The sequence below is a fragment of the Streptomyces sp. NPDC037401 genome, from assembly GCF_055602345.1.
The window spans coordinates 170,251-180,552 of the sequence record NZ_JBVJWO010000004.1; the positions used below are offsets into that span (position 1 = coordinate 170,251).

The 10,302-nt window shown below is 74.6% G+C and carries 8 protein-coding genes; 2 read left to right on the forward strand and 6 right to left on the reverse strand.

Going from position 1 to position 10,302, the window contains the following annotated elements; all coding sequences use genetic code 11:
- Positions 1–47: 47 nt before the first annotated feature.
- The 4 genes from ACZ7H1_RS05060 to ACZ7H1_RS05075 form a co-directional block, all read right to left on the reverse strand.
- Entirely contained in the window at positions 48–1,103 is a 1,056-nt protein-coding gene (locus ACZ7H1_RS05060) for an NADH-quinone oxidoreductase subunit B family protein (RefSeq protein ID WP_470783830.1), read from the reverse strand.
- Between the two features lie 87 nt (positions 1,104–1,190).
- Positions 1,191–2,984: an enoyl-CoA hydratase-related protein gene (locus ACZ7H1_RS05065; protein WP_470783831.1), complete on the reverse strand. Its 1,794-nt coding sequence runs from the start codon at positions 2,982–2,984 to the stop codon at positions 1,191–1,193.
- Positions 2,985–3,197: 213 nt separating this feature from the next.
- The gene (locus ACZ7H1_RS05070; RefSeq protein ID WP_470783832.1) at positions 3,198–3,569 is read right to left on the reverse strand and encodes a low affinity iron permease family protein; all 372 of its coding nucleotides are present in this window, start codon (positions 3,567–3,569) and stop codon (positions 3,198–3,200) included.
- Between the two features lie 156 nt (positions 3,570–3,725).
- Positions 3,726–5,834: an MMPL family transporter gene (locus ACZ7H1_RS05075; protein ID WP_470783833.1), complete on the reverse strand. Its 2,109-nt coding sequence runs from the start codon at positions 5,832–5,834 to the stop codon at positions 3,726–3,728.
- 326 nt (positions 5,835–6,160) lie between these two features.
- Here ACZ7H1_RS05075 and sigK point away from each other — a divergent pair, with 326 nt between their 5' ends.
- Positions 6,161–6,745, forward strand: a complete 585-nt coding sequence (sigK, locus tag ACZ7H1_RS05080) for an ECF RNA polymerase sigma factor SigK (RefSeq protein WP_470783834.1) — start codon at positions 6,161–6,163, stop codon at positions 6,743–6,745.
- Positions 6,742–7,488, forward strand: coding sequence for an anti-sigma factor (locus tag ACZ7H1_RS05085; RefSeq protein WP_470783835.1), 747 nt, complete (start codon positions 6,742–6,744; stop codon positions 7,486–7,488). The genes sigK and ACZ7H1_RS05085 overlap by 4 nt, the downstream gene beginning before the upstream one ends.
- Positions 7,489–7,538: 50 nt before the next feature.
- On the opposite strand, the gene ACZ7H1_RS05090 is transcribed toward ACZ7H1_RS05085, so the two are convergent.
- On the reverse strand, positions 7,539–8,558 hold the full coding sequence (locus tag ACZ7H1_RS05090; RefSeq protein WP_470784014.1) for a LacI family DNA-binding transcriptional regulator: 1,020 nt from the start codon (positions 8,556–8,558) through the stop codon (positions 7,539–7,541).
- Entirely contained in the window at positions 8,552–10,087 is a 1,536-nt protein-coding gene (locus ACZ7H1_RS05095) for a glycoside hydrolase family 64 protein (RefSeq protein ID WP_470783836.1), read from the reverse strand. The genes ACZ7H1_RS05090 and ACZ7H1_RS05095 overlap by 7 nt, the downstream gene beginning before the upstream one ends.
- Positions 10,088–10,302: the final 215 nt, after the last annotated feature.

The following is a 10,302-nucleotide window of genomic DNA, read 5'->3' on the forward strand; positions in this document are numbered from 1 at the left end:
CGTGACCCTTCTTCGGAGGGGAGTTGATGAGCTGGGGGAGGGGCCGGTCACCAGGGCGGGCGGTAGCCGGTGGTCAGTTCGCGGCCGGTGCTGCGCCACTTCGGTTCCTGGTCGACCGTGTGCGCCGTCATCGTCCGGAGCCTGCGGACGACGGCCCCGTACACGCCGCTGGCCCTGCTCGAGACCTTCGCGCCGGGGGGCTCGTCCATGAACGGCATGAACTTGTCCGGGAAGCCGGGCATGGTGCAGGCGATGCAGATGCCGCCGACGTTGGGGCAGCCGCCGATGCCGTTCATCCAGCCGCGCTTGGGGACGTTGCACTTGACCACGGGACCCCAGCACCCGATCTTGACCAGGCACGTCGGGGAGTCGTAGGTCTTCGCGAACTGCCCCTGCTCGTAGTAGCCCGCGCGGTCGCAGCCCTCGTGGACGGTGGCGCCGAACAGCCAGGTGGGGCGCAGCTTGTCGTCCAGCGGGATCATCGGGGCCGAGCCCGCCGCCTGGTAGAGCAGGTAGGTCAGCGTCTCCGAGAAGTTGTCCGGCTGGATCGGGCATCCGGGGACGCACACGATCGGGATGCCGGCGTGCGAGGTCCAGTCCCAGCCCAGGTAGTCGGGCACGCCCATGGCCCCGGTCGGGTTGCCCTCCATCGCGTGGATGCCGCCGTACGTGGCACAAGTGCCGATGGCCACGACGGCGAGGGCCTTGGGCGCCAGCCGGTCGATCCACTCGCTGGTGGTGATGGGCTGCCCGGTCTCGGGATCGTCGCCGAAGCCGCACCAGTAGCCCTCGGGCTTGATCTTCTCGTTGGGGATCGACCCCTCGACGACCAGCACGAACGGATCGATCTCGCCCCGCTCGCCCTTGAAGAACCACTCGATGAAGGTGTCCGCGCCGCCGACCGGTCCGCATTCGAAGTCGATCAGCGGCCAGTGCACGGCGATCTTGGGCAGTCCGGGCAGGGTCCCGGTGACGATCTCCTCGATGCTCGGCTGCATCGCTGCCGTCAGGGACACCGAGTCGCCGTCGCAGCTCAGCCCCGCGTTGATCCAGAGGATGTGGATCGTGGGGTCCTCTACCGGGTCCTGCGTTGCTGCACCCATGAGGATGCCTCCTTGGGAAGGGAATCGGGGGACGGTACGGCGGGGGCGTCGGTCTCGGCCCCGCCGTTCCCGGCCTCACCTTTCTTGCTAACAGGACGGCGCCCCGGGTGCCCCGTTCTGTACGCCCGGTCCAGTGACGGACCGGGGCCGGGACGGCAGCGGCGGAGTGTGGCGGCCCGGCACGGCGCGCGCGAGGTGCGGGGGCGTGCCGGCCGGGGGCTCCTTGCGCACGAAGGCCCGGCGCAGGGCGTGGTACGGGGCCTCGGGGTCGAGGAAGGTCCGACGCATCTGCTCGAGCTCCGCCGCGCGGTACGCCGCCAGGGGCCGGTCCGCCTCGTCGCGTTCGCGCCGCGTCTTCTTCGCCGCGATCCTGGACGCGACGGCGGGCAGCGAGGCGAGGTGCGCGGCGAGCCGCGCCGTCTCGCCCGCGAAGTCCCCGGGGGCGCAGCCGACCGTACGGTCGACCAGCCCGAGCCGCTGGGCCGCCTCGGCGCTCAGCGGCAGGGCCTCGGCGGTGAGCCGCTCCGCGACGCCGGTGCCGACCCGGCGCGGCAGCGTGTACGTCCAGTACTCCGATCCGTACAGGCCCATCAGCCGGTAGTGCGGGTTCAGGACGGCGCCGGTGCGGCACCAGACCTCGTCGGCGGCCAGGGCCAGCATCGCCCCGCCGGCGGCGGCGTTGCCCCCGAGGGCGGCGACGACGAGCCGGTCGGTGGTCGTCAGGACGGCCTCGACCAGGTCGTCGATGGCGTTGATGTTGGCCCAGGACTCCTCCGCCGGATCGCCGGCGGCCTCGATGACGCCCAGATGGATGCCGTTGGAGAAGAAGTCCCGGCCGCCGCCCAGCACGAGCACCGAGGTCGGACGGCTGCACGCGGCCCGGTAGGCCGCCAGCAGCCGGCGGCACTGAGCGGTGCTCATCGCCCCGCCGGGGAAGGCGAACGACAGGAAGCCGGCCCGGCCCTCCTCGCGGTAGCCGATGTCGGACCAGGTACGGCGGCCCCGGCCGGCCGGCGACGGGTCCGCGAGCAGCGGGGCGGGCACTTCGGGCAGCGGGGGCAGCCGGTCGCCGAGCGCGAGCGTCGCGGGCAGCCGCGGGGTGTACGGCCCGCCCGGCGTACGGGGGGCCCGGAGCTCCGGGATCCACACGGCTCCGTCGGCCGTGGCCCGGCAGACCGCCCCCGCCCGGGTGGCCAGCAGCTCGCCGGGGCGGCCGGCGAGGCCTTCGTGCGGGTGGACGGGATGGCCGCCGTGCAGGAACCACACGGAGCCGAGGAGTTCGTCCCGCACGCCCGGCTGGGAATCGGCGGCGCGCAGCACGCGCAGGACGCGCTCGGTGCCGTCCGCTTCCCAGTCGATCCGGCGGGCGTCCTGGCGCAGCACGGGCCGCAGCGGGCCCGGTGCCTGCGGCTGGGGGACGTACGTGCCGGAGGCGAAGCGGTCCACGGCGAGCAGGACGGCCTCCAGGGCCGCATCGGCGATCTCCCCGCGGTACAGGTCGCTCTTGCCGACCGGCGGCAGGGCGCACTCCACGCTCGCCCAGACGTCGCCGCCGTCCATCTCGGCGTTCGCCCGCAGGACGGTCACGCCCCAGCGGCGCGCCCCGTCCTGGACGGCGCGGTCGAGCGAGGACGGGCCGCGGTCGCCGACCGGTCCCGGGTGGACGATCAGGCAGGTGTGGGCCGCCCAGACCTCCTCCGGCACGGCCGACCTCAGCATGGGCGCGACGACGAGGTCCGGACGGTGGCGGTGCACCGCCGCGGCCAGGGACACGCGCGGCAGGGCGAGCTCCACCGCCACGCTGTGGCCGCGGTCGCGCAGCTCGGCGTGGACCCGCTGGGTGAGACTGTTGAAGGCGCTCGCGACGAGCAGGACGTGCACGTGGTCTCCCTGCGTCGGCCCGGAGCCGCGACACCGTGGCGCCCGGCCTGATGGCAGTGCGTGACCGGGTCATGACCGGCCGCCTGAGATGGTCCGGTACCCCGGCCGTGCCACGCCCGAAACCGAGCGGGCGGGTCACTCGAAAGCGGCCCCGCAGGGGGCTGCACGGACGCACGGGGGCGACGAACGGCGGGCCGCAACCGTCGGCGGGCGCTACTGGCGATCCTCGATGCCGATGGCTTCCTTGAGCTGGTGGTCGGCCCGGCTCCACTCGCCCTGCCGCTGTGCCAGCAGCGCCTCGGCGATGGCGTCCAGCTTCTGCTGGATCGCGTGCTCGGCCCGGCGCTCGGAGTTCTTCAGCAGGGCCAGGAGCAGCAGGGAGACCGCGGCCATCGCATCGCCCGCGAGGTGCTGCCAGCTCGTGGGCAGATGGAGCAGGTGGACGACGACGAAGCCCGCCACCAGCGCCACGCACACCAGCGAGAAGACGGCGGAACTCGTGAAATTGGAGGCCAGCTCGGCCAGCCTCTCGAAGCGGCCGCGCCGCCTCCCGTCGCCCTTTTGCGCAGGATGCTCGAAGGTCATACCCGGCCCCTGCCCACGGCGCGGCCGCCGAACCGGACGCGTGGGCGGGCAGGGCCGCGGTGCCGGAGCGCGCGGACGCCCGCGTGGTTCACCTGGAACCGGATGGCGCTCGGCGGCCGCCGGGCACAGGGCTGACCGCCCTGCTCCCGGGCCGCCTCACGGGGACTCCCGCGGCTGCGGCTCATCCGGTACGCGGGCGAGTGCGCCGGGCCACCACACCGTGCGGCCGATGTCCCGCACCAGCGCAGGAACCAGCAGCGACCGCACGACGAGCGTGTCGAGGAGGACGCCGAACGCCACGATGAAGGCGATCTGCACCAGGAACGCCAGCGGGATGACGCCCAGGGCCGCGAACGTCGCCGCCAGCACGACCCCGGCCGAGGTGATGACCCCGCCCGTGGCGGTCAGCCCGCGCAGCACGCCCTGACGGGTGCCGTGCCGCAGCGTCTCCTCGCGGACCCGCGACATCAAGAAGATGTTGTAGTCGACGCCCAGGGCCACCAGGAAGACGAATCCGTACAGCGGCACCGACGCGTCCGTGCCGCCGAAACCCAGCAGCTCGCGGAAGACCAGCGCGGAGACGCCCAGCGTGGCCAGGAAGTTGAGCGCCACGGTGGCGACGAGCAGCACCGGTACCAGCAGCGCCCGCAGCAGCACGGCCAGGATGACGAGGATCACGGCGAGCACCACCGGCACGATGACGGCCCGGTCGCGCTCGGCGGTGCGCCGGGTGTCGTACTCCTGCGCGGTGTGGCCGCCGACCAGCGCGCCGGCGCCCGGCACGGCGTGCACGGCCTCCCGCAGCCGGACGACCGTCTGCTGGGCGGCATCGCTGTCCGGGGCGGCCGCGAGCGTCGCGTCGAGCCGGACCCGTCCGTCGACGACGAGCGGGGGACCGCCGCCACCCGGCCTGCCGGCCGTGAAGACCGCCACGCCCGCGACGCCTTCGGTGCGCGCGGCCGCCCGGGTGACCTCGCCGAGCCGGGCCGCTTGCGCGATGACGACCGCGGGGCTGCCCGAACCGCCGGGGAAGTGCCGCCCGAGCGTCTCCTGCGCCGCGACGGACGGCGCGCCGTCGACGAAGACCTCGTCGAGCGGAACGCCCTTCGCACCCAGGGCGGGCGCGAACGCCGCACACGCCAGGAGCGCGGCGAGGCTCACCGCCCACACCTTGCGCGGCGCGCGGTCGACCAGCCGGGCGACCCCGGCCCAGATCCCGTGCCCGGCACCCTGCTCGCCGCCGCGGCCGAGCCCGGCGGGCCAGTACGCGGCACGCCCCAGCAGGACGAGCGCCGCGGGCAGGAAGGTGAGCGCACTGAGGACGGCACAGACGATCCCGATGGCGCCGACCGGCCCCAGGGCCCGGTTGTTGGTGAGGTCGCTGAGCAGCAGGGCGATCAGGCCGAGTCCGACGGTGGCCGCACTGGCCGTGACCGGCCCCGCCGTCCGCCGCAGGGCCGCACGCATCGCCGTACCGCGGTCGCGGTGGCGCAGCTCCTCCCGGAAGCGCGCCGTGAGCAGGAGCGCGTAGTCGGTGGCGGCGCCGATCACGAGGATGGACAGGATCCCCTGGACCTGGCCGTCGACGCGCACCACGCCGTGACCGGCCAGGACGTACACGACCGCGCAGGCCAGACCGAGGGCGAAGACCGCGCCGACGATGATCACCAGGGGCAGCAGCACGCTGCGGTAGACGAGCAGCAGGATCAGCAGGACGGCCGCCAGGGCCACTCCCAGCAGCAGTCCGTCGATTCCCGCGAAGGCGTCCATGAGGTCGGCCTGCGTCGCCGCGGGGCCCGCGAGCTGCACCGCCGTAGCGGGGACGGCCGCGGCGGCGGCCGCGACCCGCGCCAGCACCGCCGGCATCTCCTCCCCGAGGCCCGGCTCCAGCGCAACGACCCCCTGGAGCGCCAGCCCGTCCCGCGAGGCGACGACGGGAGCCGGAGGACCTGCGATTCCCGCAGTGCCCGTGAGCCGGGCCAGGGCGCGGCCCGCCTCGCGCCGCTGCTGCGCGCCGAGCGCCGCGCCCGTCCGCTCCGCCGTCCAGACGACGATCACCGGCGGCGCCCCGTCCTCCCGGAACGCCCGCTGCGCCTCGACGACCCGGGTCGACTCGGCGCTGCGCGGCAGGAACGCCGCCTGGTCGTTGACGGCGACCTCGCCGAGCTTCCCGGCGTAGGGGCCGAGCCCGCCGCCGATCAGCAGCCAGGCGAGGAGCAGGACGACGGGGAGTATCCGGCGGGCCGGATGCGTGCGGGAGGACATGCCGCTCCTTGGGCGTTGCAGCGCGGACTGGGGATCCGTACCCCGTTCCGTCCGCAAGCCGGGGACGGATGCGGCGGAGCCGCCCGGATGTCGGCCGGGGCCCGTCCGCCGGGACCGCGCGGGCGGAAATCACCGGCGCATGAGATTCGGCGCCCCCACGGGCAATCCGGGAAGGCGCCGGGGACGAATAGGGGGTGCAGGTCCGCCCGGAGCGGGCCCGCGGCCGGGCCCCCTCGGCAGGGTTCCGGTCACCTCGTCGGCAAAGGACGATCCATGCAAGGGATGTACGACGACGGGCACCGGGCCTGGCGGCGGGAGAGGCGCCCATGACTCAGCTCCTGCCCTTCGGCCGCCCCGACGAGCCCGCCCCCCGTCTCGAAGACGTGATGCAGCAGGTGGCCCGCGGCGACAAGGACGCCTTCTCGACGCTGTACGACGCCGTCGCGCCCACGGTGTCCGGCATCGTCGTCCGGGTCGTCCGCGACCGCGCGCAGTCCGAGGAAGTCGCCCAGGAGGTGATGATCGACCTGTGGCGCCGGGCCGCCCGCTACCGCCCCGAGCAGGGCAGCGTTCAGAGCTGGGTGGCCACCCTCGCCCACCGGCGCGCCGTGGACCGGGTCCGCTCGGCCCAGGCCGCCGCCAACCGCGAGCACGACCAGGCCGTACGCGAGCAGGCACGCCCCTTCGACGAGGTCGCCGAGCAGGTCGAGACCCGCCTCGACAGCGAGCAGGTGCGCCGCTGCCTGCGCGGGCTGACCGAACTCCAGCGCCAGGCCGTCACACTGGCCTACTACCAGGGCCTGACCTACCGCGAGGTGGCGGAGACCCTGCGGGCCCCGCTGCCCACCGTCAAGACACGGATGCGCGACGGCCTGATCCGGCTGCGCGACTGCATGGGGGTGACCACATGAAGGACGACGAAGAGCTCCACACCCTCACCGGCGCGTACGCACTGGACGCGCTCACCGGCGACGAGCGGGACCGCTTCGCCGACCACCTCGGCCGCTGCGCCCCCTGCACCCGGGAGGTCGCCGGCTTCGCGGAGACCGCCGCCCGCCTGGCGGCCGCCGCCGGCCGTCCCGCGCCCGCACAGCTCAAGCCGGCCGTCCTGCACCGCATCGAGGGCGTCCGCCAGCTTCCCCCGCACACCCGCTCCGGCCCGCGGCCGCGGTTCACGGCCGTCCTGCGGCGCAAGGCCGGTCCGTTCGTCGTCGCCGCCGCGGTCGCGGCGGCCGCGGCCTTCGGCGGGGTCGCCGTCTGGCAGCACCGACAGGCCGACGAGGCCCGGCAGCAGGCGCGCCAGGCCGAACTCCGGGTCAGGGAAGTCAGCGCCGTCATGGCCGCGGCCGATGCGCGTACCGTCCACGGCCGCACCGGCGACGGGGCGCAGACCGGCGTGGTGACCTCGGCACAGCTGGGCAAGGCCGTCTTCCTGAGCAACGGGCTGGCACCCGCGCCGGCCGGACGGACCTACCAGCTGTGGTTCGACGACCACGGCACCATGCGTCCGGCAGGCCTGTTCCGGCACGACGGCGCCGTGGTGATGGACGGCGATCCGGCGCGTTACTCCGCCGTCGGCCTGACCCTGGAGCCGGCGGGCGGCTCGCCCGCACCGACCACCAGCCCCCTGCTGCTCCTCGGCCTTCCCGCCTGAGGCCACCGGCCGGGGTCACCGGGAGCGGCCTGACCGCGATTCCCCCGCGCTCAGGCCGAGCCGCGGCGGACCAGCCGCGTCGGGGTGATCACCGGGTGCGGGGCGCCGGCCGGCGAGCCGTCGGCGTTCAGCGCGCGGAACAGCAGCCCGGCCATCATCCGGCCCATGCCCTCGATGTCCTGGCGGACGGTGGTCAGCGGAGGATCGGCGGCCTCGGCCACCGCCTCGGTGTCGTCGAAGCCGACCACTGCGACGTCGCCGGGGACAGCACGGCCGTGCTCCCGCAGGACCCGCAGGGCCCCCGACGCCATCAGGTCGTTCGCGGCGAACACCGCGTCCAGACCGGGGTGGCGGGCCAGCAGGGCCCGCATCGCCGCCCGGCCGCCGTCCACCGTGAAGTCGCCCTCGGCGATCCGCTCGGCCATGCCCGCCGGCAGCATCTCCCGGTATCCGGCGAGCCGGTCGGCGCCCGAGGTCTGGTCCTGCGGCCCCGCGAGATGGGCGATCCGCCGCCGCCCGAGCGAGAGCAGGTGCTCCATCGCCGTGTGCGCGCCGCCGCGGTTGTCGGCGTCCACGTACAGCGGGCCGTGCCCGTCCGCCGGCCAGTGCGGGCGGCCGCCGTAGACCGCCGGCAGCGCGGTGCGGCGGATGACCTGCGGCAGCGGGTCGTCGGCGTGCAAGGAGAAGGCCAGCACGCCGTCCACGTGCCCGCCGGCCAGGAAGCGGCCGATCCGCTCGTGGTCGCCGGGTCCCTGCGCGAGCAGCAGGACGAGCTGGGCGTCGTGCTCCGTCAGGCCGTGGCTGATGCCGCGCAGCTGCCGGGAGAAGAACGGGTCGGAGAAGACCCGGCTCTCGGGCTCGTTGATGACCACCGCCACGGCGCCGGTGCGCCGGGTGACGAGCGTACGGGCGGCCGGATTGGGGACGTAGCCCAGCTCGGCGACGGCCTCGCGGACCCGGTCGGCGACGGGCCGCCGTACGCCCGCGCCGCCGTTGACGACGCGGGAGACGGTGGCCCGGGAGACGCCGGCGCGGGCCGCGACGGCCTCCAGGGTGGGGCGGCTCACCAGCCGATGCCGAGCGTGAGGGAGGTGGGCGGGTTCGCGTTGCCGAGGATCTGCACGGAGGACTGGTCGTTGACGTCGTCGTACGGGAACCCGTAGGCGCGCTTGCCGAGCCCGACGGTGTGGAAGAAGCCGGCGTAGTCGTTGCCGGGCGCGCCCGCCGGATAGTAGGCGGCGGGGCGGTACCAGGCGGCCGTGTCGAGGGCCACCCCGCGGTTGAACGCCGCGCAGAACTCCGCCCCCAGCTGCTTCTCGGTGTCGTTGCCCGAGGCGAGTGCTCCCGCGCAGGCCATGACGTCGGGGGAGGTGGGCTTGGTGAGGCGGAAGGGTCCGGCGCCGTTCTTGGTGAAGGTGAGCGTGTTCCCGCTGACCGTGCCGCTGAAGGTCTCGCCGAGACGGGTCAGGGTGAAAGGGCGGCTCGCGTACTGCGCCCAGGTCCGGTCGATGTACGCCTGGAGGTACCCGGCCTGGGGGCCGCCCTCCGAGAACGCGCCCGACGAGCGCGGCGCGACGATCCGGTGGGCGTTCCGCAGGGGCTTGAAGGCAGCGCCCACCGCGGCGGAGTACCGCGACAGCACCTCGGCGCGGGTGAGCGTGATGCCGTACGTCGTGTCGTGGCCGCTGGAGCTCTGCCGCAGCCGGGAGGTCATGGGGAAGCCGAACTGGTCGACCTGCGTGGTGTTCCCGCCGAAGGCGACCTCGCCGTGCACGTAGGTGTACTCGTACCAGTCGTAGTACACGTCGTCGTTGGGGTCGGCGGGGTTGCGCGGGTCGGGTCCGCCCCAGCCGCGGTCGTCCGCGGAGACCGGGATGAAGACGGGCGAGCCGAGCGAGACGTAGATCCGGCCGCCCCTGATCCGGGTCGGCGAGGGCACCCGGCCGCCGGCCTCGGCGAGCGTGAACGACATGTCGGGGTAGGCGACGCCGTTCTTGGTGAGGTGCCCGGGCGCCTGCGCGTCGAGGTGGTTGATCCGGGTCATCGTGCCGTCGGCCTTCAGGTACGACCACTCCCCGGGCACGACCTGGCCGAGGACCGTGACGTGGATCTGCGCATCGGTGTACGCGCCCCGCGTGTTGTTCTCGAACACGATCGGGAAACTACCGCTCCCGCCGCCGTCTCCGCCACCGCCCGTGCCCCCGCTGCTGCCGCCGGACCCGACGGTGTGCGTGAAGCGGGGCGTGTCGTGGAGGGGTCCGCCCTTCTCGTAGGTGAACCAGTACTCCAGCAGGAAACCGGCCGGCAGCCCGCCGACGTCCTGCGTCCAGGTGCCGCCGCCGTTCGTCATGCGGAAGTTCTGCTGGCCGTCCCGGGGCGAGAGGTAGTGCACGTCGACGAGTGCGGCGGGGGTGGCCGGGGTGAAGGAGATCCGTACCGAGCCGGTGCCCGTGGCGGTGACGGCGTGGGTGTAGTCGGAGGCGCCCGCGGCCGGGCCCGCCGTCCCGAGTCCCATGCCCACGAGCGCGGCCAGCAGGGCGAGTACGGCCGCCATGGCCAGGAGGAGTCCGCGGGGTGAGGAGATGTGCGCTGGTGTCATGGTCGCGCCTTCCACGGCGGGAGGAGTGGGGGGAGGTGTGGGGGAGGGGAGGTGGTGGGGGGGGGGGGGGGGGGGGGGGGGGGGGGGGGGGGGGGCGAGGAGGGGGGGGGGGGGGGGGGGGGGGGCGCGGGGGGGGGGGGGGGGGGGGAGGAGGGGGGGGGGGGGGGGGGGGTTGTTGCCCTTCCCCCCCCCCTTCTTTTCTTTCTGTCAGGCAC

Bases quoted from the DNA above. Each gene is read 5' to 3' on its own strand.
- sigK (WP_470783834.1), top strand. From the start codon at position 6,161: ATGACTCAGCTCCTGCCCTTCGGCCGCCCCGACGAGCCCGCCCCCCGT.
- ACZ7H1_RS05060 (WP_470783830.1), bottom strand. From the start codon at position 1,103: ATGGGTGCAGCAACGCAGGACCCGGTAGAGGACCCCACGATCCACATC.
- ACZ7H1_RS05095 (WP_470783836.1), bottom strand. From the start codon at position 10,087: ATGACACCAGCGCACATCTCCTCACCCCGCGGACTCCTCCTGGCCATG.
- ACZ7H1_RS05075 (WP_470783833.1), bottom strand. From the start codon at position 5,834: ATGTCCTCCCGCACGCATCCGGCCCGCCGGATACTCCCCGTCGTCCTG.
- ACZ7H1_RS05070 (WP_470783832.1), bottom strand. From the start codon at position 3,569: ATGACCTTCGAGCATCCTGCGCAAAAGGGCGACGGGAGGCGGCGCGGC.
- ACZ7H1_RS05085 (WP_470783835.1), top strand. From the start codon at position 6,742: ATGAAGGACGACGAAGAGCTCCACACCCTCACCGGCGCGTACGCACTG.